At 38.2% G+C, this 22,298-nt stretch carries 22 protein-coding genes; 11 read left to right on the top strand and 11 right to left on the bottom strand.

Annotated features, from left to right (window positions below; genetic code table 11):
- Positions 1-107 precede the first annotated feature (107 nt).
- Positions 108-1,439, top strand: coding sequence for a DUF58 domain-containing protein (locus ABI125_03935; protein XCF07016.1), 1,332 nt, complete (start codon positions 108-110; stop codon positions 1,437-1,439).
- A gap of 58 nt (positions 1,440-1,497) precedes the next feature.
- On the opposite strand, the gene ABI125_03930 is transcribed toward ABI125_03935, so the two are convergent.
- Positions 1,498-1,977 carry a Dps family protein gene (locus ABI125_03930; GenBank protein ID XCF07015.1) on the bottom strand — a complete coding sequence of 160 codons (480 nt, stop codon included), beginning with the start codon at positions 1,975-1,977 and terminating at the stop codon, positions 1,498-1,500.
- A gap of 105 nt (positions 1,978-2,082) precedes the next feature.
- Here ABI125_03930 and ABI125_03925 point away from each other — a divergent pair, with 105 nt between their 5' ends.
- The 4 genes from ABI125_03925 (at position 2,083) to ABI125_03910 (ending at position 4,275) form a co-directional block, all read left to right on the top strand.
- Positions 2,083-3,021 carry a hydrogen peroxide-inducible genes activator gene (locus ABI125_03925; GenBank protein ID XCF07014.1) on the top strand — a complete coding sequence of 313 codons (939 nt, stop codon included), beginning with the start codon at positions 2,083-2,085 and terminating at the stop codon, positions 3,019-3,021.
- Positions 3,022-3,190: 169 nt separating this feature from the next.
- A complete protein-coding gene (locus tag ABI125_03920; protein XCF07013.1) occupies positions 3,191-3,424 on the top strand; it encodes a hypothetical protein in 234 nt (77 codons plus the stop codon).
- A gap of 325 nt (positions 3,425-3,749) precedes the next feature.
- Positions 3,750-3,971 (top strand): hypothetical protein, encoded by a 222-nt coding sequence (locus ABI125_03915; protein ID XCF07012.1) that lies wholly within the window; start codon positions 3,750-3,752, stop codon positions 3,969-3,971.
- Between the two features lies 1 nt (position 3,972).
- Positions 3,973-4,275, top strand: coding sequence for a type II toxin-antitoxin system RelE/ParE family toxin (locus ABI125_03910; GenBank protein XCF07011.1), 303 nt, complete (start codon positions 3,973-3,975; stop codon positions 4,273-4,275).
- Between the two features lie 94 nt (positions 4,276-4,369).
- Here the strand turns inward: ABI125_03910 and ABI125_03905 are convergent, their stop codons facing one another.
- The 5 genes from ABI125_03905 to ABI125_03885 form a co-directional block, all read right to left on the bottom strand.
- A complete protein-coding gene (locus ABI125_03905; GenBank protein ID XCF07010.1) occupies positions 4,370-5,362 on the bottom strand; it encodes a hypothetical protein in 993 nt (330 codons plus the stop codon).
- Complete coding sequence (locus tag ABI125_03900; GenBank protein XCF07009.1) at positions 5,340-6,398, bottom strand: cytochrome c peroxidase; 1,059 nt, start codon at positions 6,396-6,398, stop codon at positions 5,340-5,342. Before ABI125_03900 ends, ABI125_03905 begins: the two co-directional genes overlap by 23 nt.
- Positions 6,399-6,459: 61 nt before the next feature.
- The gene (locus ABI125_03895; protein XCF07008.1) at positions 6,460-7,239 is read right to left on the bottom strand and encodes an MbnP family protein; all 780 of its coding nucleotides are present in this window, start codon (positions 7,237-7,239) and stop codon (positions 6,460-6,462) included.
- A 152-nt stretch (positions 7,240-7,391) separates the two neighbouring features.
- Positions 7,392-7,760: a hypothetical protein gene (locus ABI125_03890; protein XCF07007.1), complete on the bottom strand. Its 369-nt coding sequence runs from the start codon at positions 7,758-7,760 to the stop codon at positions 7,392-7,394.
- A gap of 256 nt (positions 7,761-8,016) precedes the next feature.
- Positions 8,017-8,214, bottom strand: a complete 198-nt coding sequence (locus tag ABI125_03885) for a hypothetical protein (protein ID XCF07006.1) — start codon at positions 8,212-8,214, stop codon at positions 8,017-8,019.
- 412 nt (positions 8,215-8,626) lie between these two features.
- Between ABI125_03885 and ABI125_03880 the strand changes: the two genes are divergently transcribed.
- Positions 8,627-11,638: a T9SS type A sorting domain-containing protein gene (locus tag ABI125_03880; GenBank protein XCF07005.1), complete on the top strand. Its 3,012-nt coding sequence runs from the start codon at positions 8,627-8,629 to the stop codon at positions 11,636-11,638.
- A 72-nt stretch (positions 11,639-11,710) separates the two neighbouring features.
- On the opposite strand, the gene ABI125_03875 is transcribed toward ABI125_03880, so the two are convergent.
- Entirely contained in the window at positions 11,711-12,511 is an 801-nt protein-coding gene (locus ABI125_03875; protein ID XCF07004.1) for a TIGR00266 family protein, read from the bottom strand.
- 319 nt (positions 12,512-12,830) lie between these two features.
- On the bottom strand, positions 12,831-13,286 hold the full coding sequence (locus tag ABI125_03870; GenBank protein XCF07003.1) for a DUF4442 domain-containing protein: 456 nt from the start codon (positions 13,284-13,286) through the stop codon (positions 12,831-12,833).
- A 160-nt stretch (positions 13,287-13,446) separates the two neighbouring features.
- On the opposite strand from ABI125_03870, the gene ABI125_03865 reads away from it, so the two are divergent.
- The 5 genes from ABI125_03865 (at position 13,447) to ABI125_03845 (ending at position 18,043) form a co-directional block, all read left to right on the top strand.
- A complete protein-coding gene (locus ABI125_03865) occupies positions 13,447-13,893 on the top strand; it encodes a DUF4870 domain-containing protein (protein XCF07002.1) in 447 nt (148 codons plus the stop codon).
- 254 nt (positions 13,894-14,147) lie between these two features.
- Positions 14,148-14,489 carry a PadR family transcriptional regulator gene (locus tag ABI125_03860; protein ID XCF07001.1) on the top strand — a complete coding sequence of 114 codons (342 nt, stop codon included), beginning with the start codon at positions 14,148-14,150 and terminating at the stop codon, positions 14,487-14,489.
- A complete protein-coding gene (locus ABI125_03855) occupies positions 14,486-16,276 on the top strand; it encodes a PspC domain-containing protein (GenBank protein XCF07000.1) in 1,791 nt (596 codons plus the stop codon). Before ABI125_03860 ends, ABI125_03855 begins: the two co-directional genes overlap by 4 nt.
- 108 nt (positions 16,277-16,384) lie before the next feature.
- Positions 16,385-17,113 carry a head GIN domain-containing protein gene (locus tag ABI125_03850; GenBank protein XCF06999.1) on the top strand — a complete coding sequence of 243 codons (729 nt, stop codon included), beginning with the start codon at positions 16,385-16,387 and terminating at the stop codon, positions 17,111-17,113.
- A gap of 105 nt (positions 17,114-17,218) precedes the next feature.
- Entirely contained in the window at positions 17,219-18,043 is an 825-nt protein-coding gene (locus ABI125_03845) for a DUF2807 domain-containing protein (GenBank protein ID XCF06998.1), read from the top strand.
- Positions 18,044-18,053: 10 nt separating this feature from the next.
- Here the strand turns inward: ABI125_03845 and ABI125_03840 are convergent, their stop codons facing one another.
- The 3 genes from ABI125_03840 to ABI125_03830 form a co-directional block, all read right to left on the bottom strand.
- A complete protein-coding gene (locus tag ABI125_03840; GenBank protein ID XCF06997.1) occupies positions 18,054-20,729 on the bottom strand; it encodes an AsmA-like C-terminal region-containing protein in 2,676 nt (891 codons plus the stop codon).
- A gap of 107 nt (positions 20,730-20,836) precedes the next feature.
- On the bottom strand, positions 20,837-21,541 hold the full coding sequence (locus ABI125_03835; GenBank protein XCF06996.1) for a queuosine precursor transporter: 705 nt from the start codon (positions 21,539-21,541) through the stop codon (positions 20,837-20,839).
- A 16-nt stretch (positions 21,542-21,557) separates the two neighbouring features.
- On the bottom strand, positions 21,558-22,292 hold the full coding sequence (locus tag ABI125_03830) for a LytTR family DNA-binding domain-containing protein (protein XCF06995.1): 735 nt from the start codon (positions 22,290-22,292) through the stop codon (positions 21,558-21,560).
- Positions 22,293-22,298: the final 6 nt, after the last annotated feature.

Raw genomic sequence — 22,298 nt, 5'->3', positions numbered from 1 at the left:
TTTAAGTTATCAGTCGCAGTAGGCAGTACTCACTATACAATTAAAACATTCGTGAATTCGTGGCAACTTCTAACTTCTAACTTCTAACTTCTAACTTCTAACAAAGATTGAGATTCCTTAGACCATTTTACATACAACCCCGATTTTTCTATGCTGGAATTGGCATTGTGGTGCTGTTTGCCATAAGTTATTTTATTCCGTTGTTGTTTAATGTGGCGCAACTTTCCATCTTGATTTTGATGGTGCTTTTTATTTTGGACGTATTAATTGTTTTCCTCGGAAAAAACAAAATACAGGCTGAACGGATAGTGCCCGATAAATTCTCCAACGGCGACAAAAATACGGTGACTTTACAGTTTGAAAATAGGTATCCTTTCACCATTCATTTAGAAATCATTGACGAAATACCGGAACAATTCCAAGCGCGGGATTTTAAACTGAAAAACAGTATTGCGCCCCGAAAAGAAAAAACCATCACCTATAATTTGCGCCCCACCGAACGTGGCGAATATCATTTTGGCAGTTTGAACGTTTACGCCCATTCGGTATTGAACATTGTCGCCAAGCGCTACACGTTCAGCGACAAAGCTATGGTGCCCACCTACCCTAGTTTTAAGCAACTGAAAAAGTTCAAGCTTTTAAACATCAACCAAAATTCTCTGGAATATGGTTTGAAAAAAGTGCGTCGTTTGGGGCACTCCATGGAATTCGAACAAATAAAGGATTATGTTTTGGGCGACGACCTGCGAACCATAAACTGGAAAGCCACCGCCAAGAAAAACCAATTGATGGTAAATCAATTTCAGGATGAAAAATCGCAACCCGTGTATTCGGTCATCGATAAAGGTCGCGTGATGAAAATGCCCTTTGAAGGTTTAAGTCTACTGGATTATGCTATAAATTCTGCATTAGTGATTAGCAATGTAGTACTAAAAAAACACGACAAAGCGGGGATGTTGTCCTTTTCTAAAAAGATTGAAAATGTAGTGGTAGCCGAACGCCGAAGCTCGCAAATGCAGTTGATTTTAGAGTCGCTTTACAACGTAAAAACCGATTTTTTTGAAAGCGATTTCAGCCGATTGTACGCCAACGTAAAGCGGCACATTACCCAACGCAGCCTCATTTTGATGTACACCAACTTTGAAACTTTAGATGGTTTGGAACGGCAACTTGCGTATTTACAAGCCATTTCCAAAAGTCATTTGTTGGTGGTTATTTTCTTTAAAAACACCGAATTGGATGCCTTGATTCATGATGACGCCAAAACCATCCAGCAGGTTTATGATAAGGTTATTTCCGAAAAATTCGATTTTGAAAAACGCCTTATTGTCAACGAACTGAAAAAGCACGGCATCCATTCCATATTAACCACACCCGAAAATTTAACCATTGACACGATAAACAAATATCTGGAAATTAAGGCGCGGGGTTTGTTGTAAAACATAAAAAGGCAACCACAAGGGCTGCCTTTCATCGCTATCAATCAATCTGCTTAGGTTAAACGGTTTCGCCCAACCAAGCTTTCATCATCCAAACCGTTTTTTCCTGTTCCGTTATAAAATCGCTCATCATCGAGTTGGTACCTTCATCATTGGCATCGTCCGATTCGTCCAGAATTTGTCTTTCAATTTTCAACAATTCGGTTAACGAATCCACAATCAATTCTACGGCTTTTTCATCCTCTGAAATATTCTTTCCAACGGGCACTTGTGCTTTCGCAGAATAGTCTTCAAAAGTGTGCAGTGGCGTTTCGCCCAAGGTAAGCACACGCTCGGCAATTTCATCAACCTTCGCGTTGGCATCGGTGTACAGTTCTTCAAATTTTTCGTGTAAATCAAAAAAACGTTTTCCTTTTATATTCCAATGGATGCCTCGTAAATTTTGATAATAAATCTGAAAATTGGCCAATAATGTATTTAAATCGTTGGCTAAAACTTTTGTTTTTTGTGAGTCTAATCCAATACTATTAAGTGTCATGATTACTATGCTTTTTTGTTTGCTACAAATTTAATTTATAATTAACCTTTGATTCAATAAGTTTTATTGATACTTTTTATATTTTTATAGCCTAATTTTATATGTATGACGATTACCCAATTATATTATGTATTGGCCGTGGCCGAAAACCAGAACTTCACCAAGGCCGCTGAAAAATGCTTTGTGACCCAACCCACTTTAAGTATGCAAATACAGAAGCTGGAGGACGAATTGGACATCCAGATTTTCGACCGTAGCAAAAAACCCATCGAACTTACCGAAGTAGGTAAAAAAATAGTGAACCAAGCCCGCAATATTGTTAACGAATCGTACCGCATCCAGGATATTGTAGACCAACAAAAAGGCTTTATTGGCGGTGAGTTTAAACTGGGCGTTATCCCCACGGTTATGCCCACTTTGTTGCCCATGTTCCTAAAAACTTTTATAAAAAAACACCCCAAGGTAAAGCTTAAAATAGAGGAACTTACCACCGAAGAAATCATCACTCGAATAAAAGACGGGCATTTAGACGCCGCTATTGCCGCCACACCTCTAGAACAAGAAAACATTAAGGAACGTGTGCTGTATTACGAGCCTTTTGTAAGTTATATTCCCCAAGGACACCGCTTACATTCCAACAAAAAAATTGAAGTGGCCGATTTGGATATTAACGACATGTTGCTGTTGGAAGACGGCCATTGTTTCCGAGATGGTGTGATTAACCTGTGTAAAGCGTTTAAAAACCAGAATGACGACCAATTCCAACTGGAAAGTGGCAGTATTGAAACCCTGATAAAACTCTCTAACGAAGGTTTGGGCATGACGCTGTTGCCCTACCTGCACACTTTGGATATTAACGAAAAAGAGCAACCCAACCTGCATTATTTTACCGAGCCATCGCCCGCCCGAGAGGTAAGCATTATTTACCACAAAAGCGAATTGAAAATGCAAATTATCGAAGCGTTACAGGATGTTATTTCGGGCATCATCCGTGGAGCGATTGCCTTTCAGGATGTAAAAATTATTAGTCCGTTGCCAAAATAGTTTGTAAGAATTATTTTTATATTAGTGCTGATTGAAAAACCCCGGGGGATAAAAATGGAAATTATGGTAAAAATATACTTATCCTTCCAAAATGGGACATTATAGGGTTTTCAATATTGATATAAACAAGTTGTCATTCATTGGCTGAACGCGCCTAAACTGAAAATAAATGAAAAAAACATTAAAAATAATTTCTACAGTATCAATTGCACTATTTGGAATTTTATGGATTTTGAGCAAATTTGATTTCTTGACCGAATATAACTCAATCGATTTTAGAAATGTTCTTGTATTGATTTATTTACTTACAAGTCTAAAGTATTTTCAAATGGAGCTTAAAGATAAAAACACAAAAATTCAGGAATTGAAATTAAAACTGGAGAAAACAAAAAAGGAATTTTAAAACAAACTGAATACGGAATTTAGCAATCTGATGAGTTACTTCCTCAATCGGAATTGAAATTTAGCGAAATAATTTGAACTTTGAAAAACAACGAAATAGCAACAAATAACCACAATTACAGCGGATTCGACTACTCTTCGACTTCGTTCAGGGCGGGCTTTACGCAAATCCACTCGGAATTGCTAACGTCAGTGCTAAACCGAAAAACATTATCTTTAATCCCTTAACTTACGAGTATTTAGTACATAGAACTTCATTTTCAAAAAACCATCACCCCAACACAACTTTAAGTTTAAATCGTTACTTTTGAATAAATTAAAATGCTATGGATATTCAGGCTGAGAAAATCAAACTGGTAAAAATGCTTTTGGATACTGAAAACCCAAAAATAATTGTGTCCATTAAAAACATTTTCAAAAAGGAAAAAGCATCTGACTTTTGGGACGATTTATCTATCGAACAACGTAAAGAAATCGAGAAAGCTTCCCAAGAAATAAAAAATGGTGAAGTAACGGATTACAATACTTTTATACAAAAACACAGATAAGTTGAGTAGAAAAGTTGTTATTTCAAAAACAGCAGAAAAGAAATTAGAAAAACTTTTCGAGTATTTAATTGCCGAATGGTCTGACAAAGTAAAAAGAGAGTTTGTTGAAAAATTAGATTCTTCTATAGAAATAGTTAAAAATCAGCCAGAGATATTTCCTGAATCTAAAAAAGGAAAGGGTTTAAGAAAATGTGTAATCACTAAACAAACAACATTATACTATCGCTATAATTCTAAGCGAATCAATATTGTTACAATATTTGACACAAGACAACACCCAAACAAATTAGACAAAGATGTTTAAAAAACGGATTTCCTAATTCCTAACAACAAACGCCCGTTTTAAGGGCGTTTGTTGTTTAAATTGATTGCCTATCCTCTGAAAAATATAGCAAAAACTACAACGTCAAATTAAAATAAACCGACACCCTATTTTTAGACTGCACATTATCACCGAATAGATTTTGCTGTATGGGGAATGTGTAATTAGCCCCAACCGTAAAGCGATTAAAAACCACTTCCGAGCCCAACGAACCACTTAAAATATTGCCATCGGTTTCTGGCACTTCTTCGCCAAATTGTTTAATGGATTGGTACACATCGCCAGAAATACCCACAAACGGCATCACAATATAGGTGGTTTTCGGGATGGAATAATACAAATTGGAAGCATAACTAAACTGGTCGCCAAAACGGTAATCGTTTTTGTTTTCAGATTTTAAATAATAAGTTACCGTATTATTAACGCCAATGCGTTTGCCGCTATACCCGTAATTGAGCGCAAAAATACCATCAAAACTGCCCGTGCCTACTTGAAAGCCTGGGTTTACCCTATCGGTTAAAGTTTCTTCAAATTCACCCGTAGGCAACTTGGCGCCCACGCCTATTTGCAAACGGTGACCAGAAGGTTTACGTTCGGTTGAAAATACTACTTCGTCTTTCTTTTGTTTTTTGTAAAAAGTGATTTGATACCAGCCCACCACATTCATATCGCCCAAACCATTGATGTGCTCGGTACGGTCTTCAAATTTTCGGTGTAAATCTTGATACGGCACAATGCTACTTAAATAAAAATTCTTTGCTACGGGCACGCGCGCCCAAAGTTGATAAGTATTGAAACTTTCTTCGCTGGACGGCGAGTTGTTGAAAATCCCGTCCTTCGATTTAAAATTTTGATAGATATAGCGCAGCCCCACAAAATTGGAATTTTTCAACGAGCCAAAGCCAAAACTGCCACTACTGGTTGAGCATCCGCACAAATCGCATTCGGGTTCAAAACTGTAATGCGCATGTGTGTCGCAACAATTTGAAGCATGGATTTTTATTGATAAAAAAGTTAGCAATAAAGCCAGCACTAAATATTTCATTCTAAAATTCTGCAAAACGTTCATCGTTTAAAAATTCGTGATCAGTCAATGTTTTCAAAAAAGCAATAATGGCTTCTTTATCGTGTTCAGAAAGGTCGATGCCCAAACGGCCATCTTCTTTTCTTAAAATGGGGTCGATTTCACCACCATTTTCAGCCATGCCGAAAGCGTAAAAATCGAGTACGGCTTCCAAAGTTCCAAAACGCCCATCGTGCATGTACGGAAACGAGTATTCAATATTTCGTAAACTGGGCACCCTAAATTTGTAAAAATCGGATGCATAGCCAGAAACCCGTTGTCTGCCTTTTTCCTCATCTTTAAACTTAGGATTGAAGGGAATGCCGTTATTTCTATAAGTTTGATCGGAAAACAAATCGGTGGCATGGCACGAGGCACATTTTTCGTTAAAAATGGCTCGGCCTTCAGCTTCCAATTCGGTGAACTCTACGCCGTCCTCTCCTCGAACCACTTTATCGTATTTGGAGTTTGAGGACACCATCATCACCATAAATTGCGACAAGGCTTTGAGCATGCGCTCGGAATTGATTTCGGGTGTACCAAAAGCGCGGTTGAACATATCGGGGTAATCGGGTAAATTTTCCAATTTCTTCAATACCGACGGAATGGTTTCGTTCATTTCCACTTCGGCGGTAATCGGGATGATGGGTTGCAGATCCAAATGGATAGCGGCACCGTCCCAAGTGAATTCACTAAAATATGCCAAATTCTGAATGGGCTGTGTGTTTCGGAAACCTTCCAGTCCGTTTTCGCCATGGCTAATGGTATGTCCATGATGGGTAAATGCCGAAGCTTGCTCGTGGCAAAATCCGCAGGAAATAATTCCGCTAGACGATAGATTGCCTTCGTAAAACAATTTTTTTCCTAGTTCGAAACCCGCATCGGTAGGCAGATTGGCCTCCAAATTGTATTTTATTTCTGGGAAATTAGCAGGCTGTTCTACATTCAATGCTACGGGTACTGGAACATACCCATCATCGTTATCCGTTGAACAAGACCACAACAAACCCAAACACACAAAAACTAATAATTGCTTTTTCACACGTTTAAATAAACCTTAAAGTTTAGCCGAAAACCCGACCAAACTTTAAGGCTAGTTTTTATTAGTTATGTATGTGGTGCACCATAAACATGCCACTCGCATTAGTCGCTATTTGTGGTGACTTTACCGCATCGACATGGATTTGCGGGGCATCATCCAACATAAATTGAGTGGTGCCGTTAAGAATATTATCCAAATCAACCACCACATGGACAATTGGGCTCAAATCGGTGCGCACCCTCGCTGTTGTTGGCATGGTCAAAGTAATTTCCTTATAATTATCTACAGACGAACCGTGCGACCCCATGTGGAACGCAAAAGCTGTTTCGGCTGTGGTTGTTTCTGAAGTATAAACACCTTCAAACACCAAGAACTTATAACCAGCTTGCCAACTCCACATCATCCCTGCATCTTGTGCCTGGGTTAAAAAATCGCCTTGACCATCGGCGCCTTCCAAGTATTTTTCTTGATCTACACCAATGCCGTAAGTTATTTTGGTATAATTTCCAGCAGGAACACCGGACAAATCAATCATTTGAGAACTTTCTGAAGACTCATCAACTATAAAATACGATTCGTTTTTTGGCACTTCATAAACATTTCCGTTTTCATCTTCCAATTTGATATTACTCACTATGTATTTAACTGCCGAAATTTTGATTTTTTCGGTATCGACAGCGTTGTAAGTCGAGGCATTTAAAAGTAAATCGGAACCCGCGTACGAATTATCGAATTCAACAATGAGGTTTCCTTCACCTGAAACAGTTTCGTCGTCATTAGAAGAACAGGCTACAATAGATAGGGCAAGCATGGCAGCGCATGCATATTTAGTAAGTTTCATTTATTTGTAAAATTTAAAAAAGAGCTGCTTTTATGGCAAGCAAGCATAGCCAAGCATCAACCAAACACGCATTATAGGCGTTTAGTAAATACTATTACATCAATAAAGAACAACCATAAAACTATAATGGCTAGTCTTATAAATTTGGAATTTTAAACCTTACAATTGGGTGGTTTTTCGAGTGACATTTCACGAAGAAATGCATACGAATTGGTGTAGTAATCTAATTTATTTTTGAGAGGCAACACTTGAAAATATGTTGGAAAAATATAATCTTGTTCGGCACTAAAAACCGGATAAAAACACTCTAAAACCACAGCCGTACTATTGGCATCGCCGTCACTAGAATTGTTCGCATCGATTTGCAGTTGTTGGGCCAAGTGGCACTTTCCGTTACACTGCATTTCGGGCTTATCAACATTTACACAATAAGTCTTTATAATGTAGTCGATATTCAATTCGTAATATGCCATTTGCCCCATGTAATACATAGGTCGTGCCGAAAGCACTAAAACAAACAATATGGCTATATATTTTTTCAGAATATTTTTTTTTGCAAATATACATCAAGCCAATAGTTTTACAATGAACTCGTTTAAACTTTTTGGATAGAAGTGAAAATCAGGCATTTTTTGCCCAGTTGAAGATTTTTTTGAGTTGCATAGCATCGCTACGGAAAGAAAAAAAGCAAAAAATGGGTAAAAAGGACAATTTTTTAGACAATTGAAAAAGTTTAAACGAGTTCAATAAAAAAAGCGGCTATAAGCCGCTCATTTTTTATGGTTTTAAATAAATCAAACATTGATTTAATTCTGGGTTTTGCCGTACTAAAGAATGAATAAACTCTTTAAGTTCTTCAATCTCATAAGGCAGTAATCGTTGTACTGCCTTTTGTACTTCTCTGCAAAACAACGTTGCATCAAAACTCACCTTATTAAGAATAGTTTTGGTATACTCAAGCATTGCTCTTGCCATATTTTTAGGGTTTTTTAGGTATTAAATTTATAAAAGTAGATTTGTTATTTAAGCCTTATTTTTTTAAAGCACATAAATTTAATAAAAAAAATAAACTTATCGAGGCCTGATTTAAATTTAAAGCAAAATTAACGTTTTAGTCCTTTTATATCAATTTCAACTTTAGCATAATCAACACAACTAACTGCATATCAGTCAAGTAAATTTTAAACCCGCTTTAAAAAAAATGTTTACATTTACTTCACATTACAGTCTCTCAAAACAAACCCTGTAAATTGCTATTATATTATGATATCCCATCACTTTTTTTGACGCCTATGTGACATATTTGGTTTAGTGCGTGTCTATACCTCTAAACAATCTTTTTTGTTTTTAAAAATATTTTAATACAACCCTCATTGTTTCTCTCACTATGAATGTTTTTAAATTATTTTCGATAGTTTTCACATTTGCATGTTTTTATAAAACGTATTCGCAAACTGGCCCTGGCGGCGTTGGCACCAATAACGGTTCATCAAACCTTATTATTTGGTACAGGCCAGACAACGGTATTTCAACCTCTGGAAACTCAGTAGACGGATGGGAAAACTCGGCCGGAATTTCAGATTTTGATATTAGCGAAACGGGGGCACAGCGCCCTACATTGGTCACCAATGCCTTGAATGGCTACGACGAAGTAAGTTTTAATGGCAGTAACCGATTGAGAACTGGGCTTACCCTTACTACTTCCAACTTTATTACCAACCAAGCCTCGTCGTTTATTGTTACAAGAGCCGATAACACCACACAACAATCATCTGTTTACACCACTGACCCCTTGGTGGGCAGCACACGGTTTTCTTGCCACATACCTTGGAATGGAACGGTTTATTACGATATTGGTACTTGCTGCAGTACTGACGCCAGAATACAAGTTGGCGGATTGAGCAATTTAACATCATATTCCATTTGGGCTTACGATGCACACCCTACAACCGGAAAACAATTATACAGAGACCAAAGTTTACTACAGAGCAGAGCCAATACCTCAACTTATAGTTCGCATGCCACACAACGATTTAATTTAGGCGCAAACACCTCTGGATCTAACGGGTTTTCTGGTGATGCTACCGAATTGGTCATTTTTAAAGAGAAAGTGAATACCGCTCAGCGCATTATCATCAATAATTATTTATCGGCCAAGTATAACACGTCGTTAACTTCGGAAGATTATTACAATGAAGACAACCCCGGAAATGGTAATTTTGACCACCATGTCGCCGGTATTGGCCAAGCTTCTGATGGCAGTAACCATACCGATTCGCAAGGCACGGGTATTGTTAGAATGAGTAACCCTTCCGATCTTGATAATGACGAATATTTATTCTGGGGAGAAGAAACTTTAAATCCTACTTATAACTTTTCGACAAATTCGAGTGATTACACCGAGCAATTAAATTCCATATGGCGGGTTAGCAGACGTGGGGATATTGGCACCGTTACACTATCTTTTGATATTAGCACCATTGATTTAACTGGTTTTAATGGGTGTTCCCCGCTACAGTTAGTCATCGACAACAACTACGATTTCTCGTCTCCAAACGAGGTTTACGACCTGGCTGTTTCTGGTACTACAGCCACGGCAACCGGTGTTAGTTTTAACAGCAACCACTATTTTACATTGCGTTACACCGACCAAATTGTTTGGGATGGTTCAAATTTCCATAATGGTTCAGGTACTGGAAATGCCCCAGGCGACACCGATTCTTGTTTAAAGTTAACCATAAAAAGCGATGCAGATGCCTACTTAACTTTTGATGCCCATGTGAGGGAAATTGAAATTGAAAACGGCGCCACTTTAATCGTTGAAGATGGCATTCTGTTAGAAACCGAAAACGCCATCAACATTAACACAAACGGTATGATTGACCTAAATGGGGAAGCCCAACTCATACAAAACCACACAGGCACGAGCTCTAACTCGGGTGACGGTTTTTTGCTTCAAAGGCAACAAGGCACCACAAATTTGTACAATTACAATTATTGGAGCGCTCCCGTAAACAGAAACGGCTTTTGGCAAATTGGGTATTTGGAAGACAACAACGGCGTGATGAATTTCACCAGTGCCTTAAATGCCAATCCTTCAACATCGCCCATCACAATTAGCAACCAATGGCTATACAGTTTTAACGGAACAGCGAACAACTATTACCAATGGAACCAGCTATCAACCACTAGTAATATTTTACCAGCAACAGGCTATACCATGAAGGGGTCTGGTGCAGCTACATCAATACAGGGATATGTATTTAGGGGAACACCCAACAGCGGAAATTACACATACAATATTTCTGCAAACACCGAGTTTTTAACAGGCAATCCCTACCCTTCTGCCATTGATGCCTATCAATTTATTTTCGATAATCTTTTCGTCATTGATGGCGGGTTGCATTTTTGGGAATCGTTTACTACCAACAACAGCCACTACTTAAAAGATTATCAAGGTGGCTATTCCACCCTAACCTTGTTGTTGTCTTTACCCGCAACTGCTGATGCTTCAGGGTTAACCAGCGGCAATGGTTCCTCAAGCAAGCCTGCGCCAACCCGTTACATTCCACCTGGGCAAGGATTCTTTATAAAAACTTTTTTGGGCGGCACTTTAGAGTTCAACAACGCCCAGCGTAGCTTTGAACGCGAATCTTTAAATGAAACCGTTTTTTACAGGCAACAGAACAACACAAGCAAACAAGAAGAAAAGCCCGACCAAAGACCAAAAATTTGGTTTGCTTTCGAAACCCCCAATCAGCTCATTAAAACCATTGGATTAGGTTACGATGAACGAACCACTTACGGCTACGACCAAGGTTTTGAAGCCAAACTATATGATGATTTTAACAACATCACGTACTGGCATTTACAAGACGGCAAAAAATTAATGATACAAGGGCTACCTGAACTAAACCAGAAAGACATATTGCAACTAGGCATGGATATTTCTAACTCAGGGACATACAAGCTCTCCATTAGTAACACTGAAAATATTCCTGATGATTTGCCTATTTTTCTAGTGGATTATGCTGAAAACAAATATTACAATTTGAAAACTGGAGGAGTTCCGCTTTATTTAAGTAAAGGTTCTGAGCAAAATCGATTTGCCATTGTGTTCCAAGATGAAGCACTATTGGATTTAAACAAAATTGAAGCAAAAAACAACTTTATATCTTACAAACCGGATACAGAAATTTTACAATTCCATTCTGAAGAACCCATTGAAAACATTGAATCATTCAGTATTTATAATATTGTTGGCCAAGAGGCCTTAAAAATAAATGCACCTAGCAACAGGTTTATAAACCTTTCTAATTTCAATGATGGGGTCTACTTTTTACAGGTTTCATTAAAAAGTAAAAATAAAACTGGACGCATAAAATTTGTAAAACACTAATCATACAAAAAAGCCAAAAGCTGTTTAAAAACTACAACTTTTGGCTTTTCTTTATTACTTATAAAAAAAGGTCTAAAACCTATTATCACCATCCAGCAAATCGCCTAGACCGCCCAAGATACTGCCCTCGCCTTTATCTTTTCCGCCACCCCGCGGCGCGGATGCCAAAACGCGACCAGCCAATCGGCTAAAGGGTAAGGATTGAATATACACCGTACCTGGTCCTTGAAGCTTAGCAAAGAACAAGCCCTCTCCACCAAAAATTGTATTTTTTATACCTCCTACAAACTCAATGTCATAATCCACTGATTGGTCGAAACCAATAATACAGCCCGTATCTACTCGCAATGTTTCACCCGCCTTTAGTTCTTTCATGGCCATAGTACCCCCGGCATGCACAAAGGCCATCCCGTCGCCTTCCAGTTTCTGCATAATGAAACCTTCACCACCAAAAAGTCCGCGACCCAATCGTTTTGAAAACTCAATGCCAACACTAACCCCTTTGGCGGCGCAAAGAAAAGCATCTTTCTGGCAAATAAACTTGCCTCCAAATCGAGTTAAATCGATAGGAATGATTTTCCCTGGATAAGGCGAGGCAAACGACACATTACGTTTTCCGGGTAGTGTACTGTAAAAGGCCGTCATAAAAAGGCTTTCGCCTGTTAAAATCCGTTTTCCGGCACCCAGTATTTTTCCTAAAAAACCACTGTCTTTTTGTGAACCGTCTCCAAAAATGGTTTCCATTTTAATACCGTCGTCCATCATCATAAAGCTGCCCGCTTCGGCAATTACGCCTTCTTGTGGGTCGAGCTCTATTTCTACATACTGCATTTCTTCACCGTAAATTCTATAGTCAATTTCGTGTGCTGTCATTTTTAATTGATGTTTATGTGTTTAACTGTTTATTAGTTGAATAGTTATTGGTTTTGTTACATTGCTTTTCAAATTCCAATAAACAACTTCAAGCTTCGTGCTTCACACTTTGTGTACTCTCGCAAAGGCGCAAAGCATTTAAATTCTATCGCGTATTGGCTTCCAAAAAATATTAGAGCAGACCGTCTTGCTGTTCCGATAGCTATCGGAATTTTTTCAGCATTACATTATAAATCTTTCCCCATTTTATGAAACCCTTAAATAAGCTCAGAGTGACGAACAAATTACCGAACATTGCGACTGCAAACTACTTACTTGTTTACTGCCTCACCTTAATACTCCACTCGAAATTAAAGGTCGACACTTCAACACCTTCTTCATTCACCCCGACCGATGTCATCCAAAAGGTTTGCCCCTCTCCCGTTTTAATGGCTTTTTTTAGGGCATCGTCAATTAGGTTTCCGTCGTTGCAGGTAAAGGTGATTTTTCCGGTGGCCTTTTTAGTAAAAACAGCTTTGTTTGAGGTAACCAACATGGACACTTTTTTACCCGATTCCTGAATTTTAGCCAATACCAAAGCACCTGTTGCCAGTTCTGCCGCCATGCCTTGTACCGCCCAAAACATCGATTTAAATGGATTCTGGTTAATCCACCTATGCTTTACGGTTACCACACATTTTTCGCTATCAATCTGTTTGGCCCTAATGCCGCACAAATAGGCCGACGGCAGTTTAAGCATATTGAAAGCGTTTATTTTTCTGGGCGTTAGCAGCATATTTTAGGTTTTAAATTTTCACTAATTTATGAAATTTTCAAGAAGCCTCAATTGTTAATATTATGTTAATTTTAGGTACTATGCGTAACAAAGTACCTGTTTTTAGACATATATTTGCATAAGAAACTATTATATGTTTTAAATATCAATCAAAAAAATCATGTTGGACAATCACCAAAAAAACATCGCCACCTTTATTCACTTATCGACTTTTGCTCGGTTTTTTATTCCGTTTGGAAATTTTGTTGGTCCCATTGTACTGTGGGTAATTAATAAAGATAAATCGGAATTTATCGATGCCAACGGCAAGCAAGCCATCAATTTTCAGTTGAGTATTTTATTGTACGCCTTAATATTGGGAGCGATTACTGTTCCGTTTTTTCTATTTAAAATGTTTAGCGGTTTCGATTTTATAGATTTTAACGGATTTAACAATTTCCACATTAGCATCGGCAAGCCTTCGCCCCTTTTATATTTGGGCGGGTTTTTAGGGGCATTAGCCATTATCGCTTTTATAATTGAATTGGTGCTTATTGTTAAAGCGAGTTTGAAAGCCCGCGATGGCGAGGTTTTTAAATATCCGTTGACCATAACATTTTTAAAGTAGAAGTATGAATAAAGTTGTGCATTGCGTTAGGGATTGAAGTGGCATCCTTTTAAAACATAAATATTACAAAAGGTTGTTTTGAGTTTGCATTTTACAGATTGCCTCGTCCTTCGTCCTCGCAATGACGTTTTAAAAGATATAGCGGAAAGCCCGACCCGAAGGGTAACGCCAAAAGAGTAAAAATTTCATCAAAAATAATCATCAATAATCAATCAAAAAATGAACAGTTTCATCAAATTAAAATGCTTTAGAACATGAAGATAGAAAACACAAAAGCACAAATGCGCAAGGGCGTTTTGGAATTCTGCATATTGTCGGTCCTCAAAGACGAAGACGCTTATGTTGCAGAAATTCTGGACACGCTTAAAGACGCCAAGCTGCTAGTGGTTGAAGGCACCATTTACCCGTTATTGACGCGGTTAAAAAACGCCGGACTTTTAAACTACAGATGGGAAGAGAGCACCTCTGGACCACCAAGGAAATATTACGGACTCACGGAAACGGGCAAACTTTTTCTGAACGAACTGGATACCACTTGGAACGAATTACGTAACGCAGTAAACATTGTAACTAGCCAAAAAAACACAAAAAAATGAATAAAACAGTCAACATAAATTTAGCAGGTATATTTTTTCATATTGATGAAGATGCGTACCTAAAACTACAGCGCTATCTGGAGGCTATAAAACGTTCATTTACCGACTCGCAAGGTCGTGCCGAAATTATAGCCGACATAGAAGCCCGTATTGCCGAACTTTTTAACGAGCGTGTACAAAACGACAAACAGGTAATCCGCATTAAGGAAGTGGACGAGGTGATCTCCATAATGGGTCAGCCGGAAGACTATTTGGTGGACGACGAGATTTTCGAAGACGAACCGCAAGCCACATACAAGCGCCGAAGTCAAGCTTCAAAAAAACTGTTCCGTGATACCGACAACTCATACATTGGCGGAGTATCGTCTGGTTTAGCGCACTATTTTGGCATTGACGCTATTTGGATCCGTTTGGCTTGGGTACTGCTTATTTTTGGTGCCGGAACGGGCGTACTACTTTACATCTTGCTTTGGATTTTAGTACCCGAAGCCAATACCACAGCCGAAAAACTAATGATGACGGGTGAGCCGGTTAACATCAGTAACATTGAAAAAAAAATTAAAGACGGGTTTGATTCCGTAACCGAAACGGTGAGCGATGTAGCGAAAAACGTATCGGATTCAGTAAGCAATGCCGCGAAAAAAGTGGATGTAAAAAAAGGAGCTAATTCCATAAAGTCGTCTAGCCGTTCGTTTTTCGACACCCTGGCCGATGTGATTATGTTTTTTCTAAAAGTGTTCGCCAAACTGGTAGGCGTGTTTTTAATTTTTGTCGGCGCTTCGGCTTTAATCGCTTTGATTATTGGGCTGTTTTTAATGGGAATAATAGACACAGCACATCTGCCTGGGGTTGACATAGCCGATTTTTTTGCAACCAGTGGGGTACCTATTGGGCTAGGGTCAATAATAGTCTTTTTTGCAATAGGAATCCCTTTCTTTTTTCTTTTCTATTTAGGGCTTAAAATTTTAATTAACAACCTTAAATCTATAGGCAGCGTTGCTAAATTCAGCCTACTAGGGCTATGGATTATTTCGATAATTTCCTTGATTTTTATAGGGGTTAGACAAGCCAGCGAGCATACTTTTGAGGAAACCTTTATTGAAAAAACGGAATTGCCTATTACCACCAGTGACACCTTGAATGTAAAAATGATTGGTCATGATAATTTTAATCCGCATAGTCATAGATACAGCGATAACTTTAAATTGGCCCATGACGAAAACGGAGATAAAGTATTATTTTCATCTGACATCAACTTATTGGTAAAATCAACTACCGATTCGGTGGCCACTATAGCTATTGAAAAAACTGCTGATGGCCGAGATTATGAAACCGCCATAAAGAGAGCAAAAAGCATCAATTACGGTTTTGAACTGAACAACAACACGCTCACCTTCAACTCTTATTTAACCACAAATCCTAAAAACAAATTTAGAGAACAAAAAGTTGACGTGATACTTTACTTGCCCGAAAACACCTTGGTTTACTTTAACAACAGCACCAAGGCCTTTATTCATCACCGCAGGTATAACGGCAATCTGGTTTTAAGGGAACACACCAACCATTACGTAAAAATTCTCGATGAAGATAGCGAGTGTTTGGATTGCCCAGAGGAAGACACCGTTGAAATCAACATAAAAACGCCCAAAGTAAAAATTAATGACGAGGGCATTGAAATAAACTCCGACGAGACCCATGTAAAAATTGACAAGAATGGTATAAAGGCCGAATCGGAAGAGGTGAAATTAAACATCAATTCGGATGGCGTCAATCTGGAATCGGAATAACAATTCATCATCAAAAAACAACAACTCAGATATTTAAGTTACTCATCAAAACTATTTTAAAGGATATTTGAACATCAAACAAAAAAATCAATCAAAAAACGAACAGTTATGACCACATTAATCAAAATTATCGTGACATTCATTTTAAGCCTCGTGCTTTTTTCATGTAATTTCGATATGTCCTTTAACCCGGGCGTTAAAGGCAACGGACAGGTGATTACCACCGACAGACCTATTACCGAAGGGTTTTCAACCATTAAAGCTACGGAAGGACTCAACGTTATTTTAACGCAAAGCAAAACCGAAAGCATTAGCGTTGAAGCCGACGAAAATCTTCAGGAACTCATTTTAACTGATGTTGAAAATGGTGTTTTAAAAATCCACACCAAATCGCAAATTGGTAAAGCAACAGCAAAGAACATTCGGGTGAGCTTTTCTATAGTTTCAGAAATCATTTCTACCAGCGGTAGTGAGGTGAGTTCAACAAACACCATTACTGCAGAGCAATTGAATTTAAAATCGACCAGCGGAAGTGACATGAGTTTGGATGTGGACACAGCCGTTTTAACCTGTAAATCGACCAGTGGTAGCGATATGCGCCTATCGGGAAAAACCACCAAACTAGTTGCCGAAGCTACCAGTGGAAGCGATATACAAGCGGCTGATTTAATGGCCGAATCGAGCGAAGTAAAAGCTACCAGCGGCGCCGATATTACCGTAAACACCTCAAAAGAACTTACAGCGAAAGCCACAAGTGGTGGCGATATAAAATATTATGGCAACCCTGAAAAAGTGGAAAAAAACGATAGCGCTTCGGGGAATATTAAACGCAAATAAAAACTGTACCAACCCTCAAAAACTCCATAACATTCATTGTTTTTGGAGTTTTTTTATTTTAAGTGACTATTTTTATATCGTGGGTCTAATAAAAAACGAACGTCGATGAGAATAAATCTACTTTACCTCTTCATCTTTTTCAGTGTTTTCACTGTTGAAGCGCAAGAAAAAATAAAGGGAAACAGAAATGTTACCATAGCAAAAACCGAGGTCGGCACTTTTCATACTATTGATTTGGATGAAGATTTTGACGTGGAGATTATTTTTAATCAAATACCATCGGTTGAAATTGAAACGGACGAAAATTTACATGAGTACATTGAATTTAATGTAATTGATAGCGTACTAACATTCAACAAAAAAGCACGCCTAAGAGAAAAAACGTTACGCATAAAAGTGGCTTACAACGGTTATTTGAAACACATTAAAACCACGAACGATGCCGAAATTTTATCGTTGACCACTTTAAATTTAACGGATGCAAACGTGGTGGCCAAAGGGTCGTCAAAAGTGGGATTGACCATAAAAACCAACAACTTAAATCTTGAAGCCGATGACCGAGCAAAGCTAAAATTGAACCTAACCTGCGAAAACAGCAACATACTTTTAAGCGGTAACAGCAAACTGGAAGCATTGGTAAATACGGTTAATTTTTCGGGGACTTTGTACCAACGAGCCAATGCCGAAATTGAAGGTTCGTGCAATATCGCCAAACTGGAACAAGACAACTATTCTCAATTTGATGGCAAAAACTTCACCATCAATTCTTGTAGCATTATTTCTAATATTGGTAGTGATGCTTACCTAGAAGTTATGGACAGCATTAATATCGAAGCCAGCGGAACCAGCGCTATTTATCTCTACGAAAACCCAAAAATTGTTATTGATAAAATGACTGATACAACAAAACTGCAAAAAAGGGCTAAATAAGCTTGAGTGCTTACTTAACCGTATCCTTCGCTTTTTTATTTCCAAACAAACCGCTCAAAGCATCCTTTATATTTTTTGAAGTAGAATTAGTTTGAGTAGAATCTTTGGTTTCTGACGAGTTGCCTTTAACAATATCTTTCAGCACATCTTTTACGGTGTTATTTTGCTTTTCTTTAATAGAGTCGGTTTTGGTTTTGTTCGAACCAATTACACCACCAATTAAATCTTTTACTTTGTTTTTACCTTGATTGAGCAATTTTTGTTTTTCAATTTCTATAAGTTGCTGGGTAAGTTTTTTTACACCACTGGTTAAATCGGTTTTCACCGTCGGGTTGGTTAAATTCCCTGTAATATTGGCCGTTGCCGGAATGCTCATATTATTCACTTCGGCTTCGTTGATTTTCCCGATAAGCCTATTCACTTCACTGCCCAGATATTTGGCCGGCACGTTAAACACCGCATTGTAACCCACCGATTTATCAAATCCGTGCGAACCCGAAACCGTAATGCCAATATCCTTGTACTTTAAATCGAAAGGTTGAACGCTTACTTTTCCGTCGGCAAATGATAGTTTGGTTTTTAAATCCTTTAGATCAATTTGGTTGAAATCGACAAAATCCAATGCACCATCCAATTTACTTAACAGTTTACTCTGCTCGGCGTTTATTTTTGTGGTGAGTAATTCAGCCAAAGCGTTACCCGAAACGCTGCTTAAATCGGGAGAAAATTCATTGTTTAAATTTCCCGACAGCTTAAGTTCGGTATTCAATTTACCCTGTAACAAATTGGCTATGGGCGCCAAGTTTTGCAACAATTCCAAATCTTTAAACGATTGAGAGATATCAAAACCGTTCGCTCCTAAATTGAGGTTGAAAGTGGGTGTTTTTCCTTTTGTGGACACATCGCCCGAAACAGACAATGCGCCATCAAAAATACTGGAGGTTAAATTTTCCAAGGTTGCCTGTTGGTCTTTTATATATAGCTGCCCCGTAACATTCTTTAAATTCAAATTATCGTAAACTACGGTATTGGCTTTTGCATTGACCACACACTCTAAAAAGGCAGGAATTTTCAGTGATTCAGCGCTGCCTGTGGTTTCAGAAGTTGTTTTTGTTTCGGTGTCTTCGGCCATAAAATCGTTCACCTTAAACAAATTAGACGTTAAGTTAAAATTCCCTTTCAAGGTGTTATCACTCAATAAAAAGCCCAATAGGTTTTTTATGCTTCCTGTTACATTGATATCGCTATCGCCAGTTTTGGCCTTAAAACCATTCAACGTTACCGTGCCGGGGTTGAAAGCCATATTGGCTTGGGTAATATGAAAAGGATGTACCATGTCTTCCGAAGAAAACACAAAATCGGTAATGCTCACTTCACCATTATTTTTTATGCGCTCGTAGGCATTGGTTTCAATGGCATTCATATCGAAAGACGTATTCAACTTTCCTCTTAAAATTCCGGTCAGTTGATTTTCCAATTCAATGGGATATACTTTAGTAAGGTTCGCCAAATTGATAACCCCGTCCAATTGGGCGTTTACCAACATATTTTTGGTAAGGTTTTTTATGGTCGCCGAAGATTTAAAAACGTCGTTATCAATTTTAAAATTCAAGGTTTGGATATCCACATAGGTATCATCTGCAATTCCGGTGGTGTTTTTAATGCTGGTATTGATGACGATATTTTCAACCTTTTTGGGTAACTCGGGATATTTAAACGAAGCGTTGTTCGAAGTAATCGTAATATCCAAATTCGGAATGGTTTCATCGGTCACCATACCTTGAATGGCTCCAACTACTTTAAAATCGCCCGTGGTCTCCACATTTTCAATGTTTTTGGAATAGGTTTTTGGAATAACGGCCAAGAAATTTTTAAAATCCGATTCGGGATTTTTAAAAGTGATGTACACTTTCTGTCCTTCCTCCAACAATTGCACATAGCCTTGAAATTCCAACGGCAAATCGTTAATAAAACCTTTGTTTTCCTTGAAGGTATATTTGCTGTTTTCCAAATCCAAACCAATCAACGCATCCAATTTTACGGGGTTACTGTTTAGGTAATTGGTGCTGTCCATAGTAAAACTCACATGGGCTTCACTTTTGGTATCCAATTCTGAAGTTTCCGCCGAAAACGTACCGTGCCCACTATGGTTTAGCTCGGTCACATCAATCTGCATTTTAGACACTTCATCAATGTAGGTAAAAGCACTTTTGTTTATGGCGTAATCTTCCACATCAAAAGCAAAATCGCTACTGCTTTCTGCTTCGGAAGCATTTTCGTTTTCCTTGACAATATCGTAATTCACATTGCCAAACTTATCGGTTTTTAAGCTAAGAAGCGCTTCGTCTATTACAATGGAATTGACCACTATGGGGCCATCGCTCGGTTTTTTAAACAGTTCCTTAACCGACATGGTAAACGCTATATTTTTTGCCGTGGCCAATTTTTCGTCCTTAAACGGTTCAAAATTGGTAATGGTTAAATCTGAAACCCCAACATGGGCTTGCGGAAAACTGCGTAAAAAACTCAAGCTCACATCGCTGAATTCCACTTGGGCATTTAGGTTTTGATTAACCAATTGTTTTACCATATCCTTGATTTTTCCTTGGAAGGCAAAAGGCACAACCAACAGCAAGGTTATTATTATCAAAAAGGTGATTCCTATTATTTTTAAGGCTTTTTTCATCGGGGAAATATTTATAGAAATATACGTTGTAAATAGATTCTACGACGAAGTAAATAAAAAGTTTAATAAATATTTAACCTAACCGCTAAATATATTAATGCATACCGTTAAAGGAGGTCGATTTCTTCGCCGGTTTTGAGCTTAAATCGCTTTTTTAAGAGGTACACCCCCAAATACAATAAAGGGGTGTCGCAGGCTGCTACAATCACTTTAAACAAAAAGCCGCTCACTAGCAAACCTTTAAAATTTTCCCATTCAATAATACCGAATGAACACAGTAAAAACACAATAGTAAACGTATCTACAAACTGCGAAAACCAGGTTGAAAAATTATTGCGCAACCACAAGTGTTTTCCTTTTGTAAGTCGTTTCCAAAAATGGTAAACCTGAATATCGACAAACTGGGCAAACAAATACGTAAGCATACTGGCAAAAACCGCAATGGCCGAATTGCCAAACACCTTGGCAAACAAACTATCGTTAACGTACGACCACGACGTGGCGGGCACCACACTGGCCACATAAATAATCAGCAACGAAAACAGGGAGGCAAAAATACCGGTTACCACCACATCGTTGGCCCGTTTTTTTCCGTAAATCTCACTAATTAAGTCGGTAATTAAAAATGTGATGGGATAAGGCAAAATACCCACTGAAATTTCAAAAAGCTTACCTCCAAAAATCTCAATATCGAACGGATACCAATAAAAAAACTTTTGAAAAATAAGATTCGACACCACCAACGAAGTAATAAACAATGCCCCTAAAAGGATATAAGTACGTTGGGCGGCCAATTTGTCTTTTTCTGTCATTTAGCTGCGTTTTTAATCACTTAAAATAAGATAACAAACCCGATTTTTTTGAAGCCGAAACCATAATTTCCTTACCATTGCTGAGTACAACACTACCACCCTTCCCCTTTACATACTTTACCACTTCGTTGACGTTTACCAAATACGATTTGTGCACCCGAGCAAAACAGCCATCGCTTAAAATATCTTCAAAATATTTTAGGGTTTTGCTCACTATTTTTTTCTTGTTGTTGTTCAGGTAAATTTCGGTGTAATTATCATCGGCTTTGCAATATAAGATATCCGCAGTATTCAACACCTCGAAACCGTCCAATTGCGGAATGGTTATTTTTCCGTTTACGGCATTGGTTTTGGGCACTAATATTTGGTCTTGCAAGGCTTGTTCCTTAGTTTTTATTTCAGAAACATAATCTACCGCTTTTATCAGTTCGTCGATGGAAATAGGTTTGGTTAAATAATACGACGCATGGGCATTTAGTGCATCGATAGCGTAATGGTTGTATGCCGTAACGAACACGGTTTCAAAATGGATTTCGCCAACTTTATCGAGCAAATCGAAAGCATTGCCATAGGGCATTTCCACATCGAGAAACACCAAGTCCAGTTCGTTATTCCGTATTAGCACCAAGGCTTCATCTACATTGGCCGCCTCGCCCAAAACCGTAACATTAGGACAGTATTTTTTAAGGTAATTTTTTAGAATATCCCGACTGGTTTCTTCGTCTTCTACTATAATGGAATTTAGTTTCATGTTTTT

Source organism: Tamlana crocina, assembly GCA_040429635.1.
GTDB classification, from domain to species: domain Bacteria; phylum Bacteroidota; class Bacteroidia; order Flavobacteriales; family Flavobacteriaceae; genus Flavisericum; species Flavisericum crocinum.
This window is presented reverse-complemented; position numbering and strand designations above follow the sequence as displayed.

What these genes read in the sequence shown, in the direction of transcription:
- ABI125_03930 (XCF07015.1), bottom strand. Translation starts at nt 1,977, where the DNA reads ATGACACTTAATAGTATTGGATTAGACTCACAAAAAACAAAAGTTTTA.
- ABI125_03925 (XCF07014.1), top strand. Translation starts at nt 2,083, where the DNA reads ATGACGATTACCCAATTATATTATGTATTGGCCGTGGCCGAAAACCAG.
- ABI125_03920 (XCF07013.1), top strand. Translation starts at nt 3,191, where the DNA reads ATGAAAAAAACATTAAAAATAATTTCTACAGTATCAATTGCACTATTT.
- ABI125_03915 (XCF07012.1), top strand. Translation starts at nt 3,750, where the DNA reads ATGGATATTCAGGCTGAGAAAATCAAACTGGTAAAAATGCTTTTGGAT.
- ABI125_03905 (XCF07010.1), bottom strand. Translation starts at nt 5,362, where the DNA reads ATGAACGTTTTGCAGAATTTTAGAATGAAATATTTAGTGCTGGCTTTA.
- ABI125_03895 (XCF07008.1), bottom strand. Translation starts at nt 7,239, where the DNA reads ATGAAACTTACTAAATATGCATGCGCTGCCATGCTTGCCCTATCTATT.
- ABI125_03885 (XCF07006.1), bottom strand. Translation starts at nt 8,214, where the DNA reads ATGGCAAGAGCAATGCTTGAGTATACCAAAACTATTCTTAATAAGGTG.
- ABI125_03880 (XCF07005.1), top strand. Translation starts at nt 8,627, where the DNA reads ATGAATGTTTTTAAATTATTTTCGATAGTTTTCACATTTGCATGTTTT.
- ABI125_03875 (XCF07004.1), bottom strand. Translation starts at nt 12,511, where the DNA reads ATGACAGCACACGAAATTGACTATAGAATTTACGGTGAAGAAATGCAG.
- ABI125_03870 (XCF07003.1), bottom strand. Translation starts at nt 13,286, where the DNA reads ATGCTGCTAACGCCCAGAAAAATAAACGCTTTCAATATGCTTAAACTG.
- ABI125_03865 (XCF07002.1), top strand. Translation starts at nt 13,447, where the DNA reads ATGTTGGACAATCACCAAAAAAACATCGCCACCTTTATTCACTTATCG.
- ABI125_03860 (XCF07001.1), top strand. Translation starts at nt 14,148, where the DNA reads ATGAAGATAGAAAACACAAAAGCACAAATGCGCAAGGGCGTTTTGGAA.
- ABI125_03855 (XCF07000.1), top strand. Translation starts at nt 14,486, where the DNA reads ATGAATAAAACAGTCAACATAAATTTAGCAGGTATATTTTTTCATATT.
- ABI125_03850 (XCF06999.1), top strand. Translation starts at nt 16,385, where the DNA reads ATGACCACATTAATCAAAATTATCGTGACATTCATTTTAAGCCTCGTG.
- ABI125_03845 (XCF06998.1), top strand. Translation starts at nt 17,219, where the DNA reads ATGAGAATAAATCTACTTTACCTCTTCATCTTTTTCAGTGTTTTCACT.
- ABI125_03840 (XCF06997.1), bottom strand. Translation starts at nt 20,729, where the DNA reads ATGAAAAAAGCCTTAAAAATAATAGGAATCACCTTTTTGATAATAATA.
- ABI125_03835 (XCF06996.1), bottom strand. Translation starts at nt 21,541, where the DNA reads ATGACAGAAAAAGACAAATTGGCCGCCCAACGTACTTATATCCTTTTA.
- ABI125_03830 (XCF06995.1), bottom strand. Translation starts at nt 22,292, where the DNA reads ATGAAACTAAATTCCATTATAGTAGAAGACGAAGAAACCAGTCGGGAT.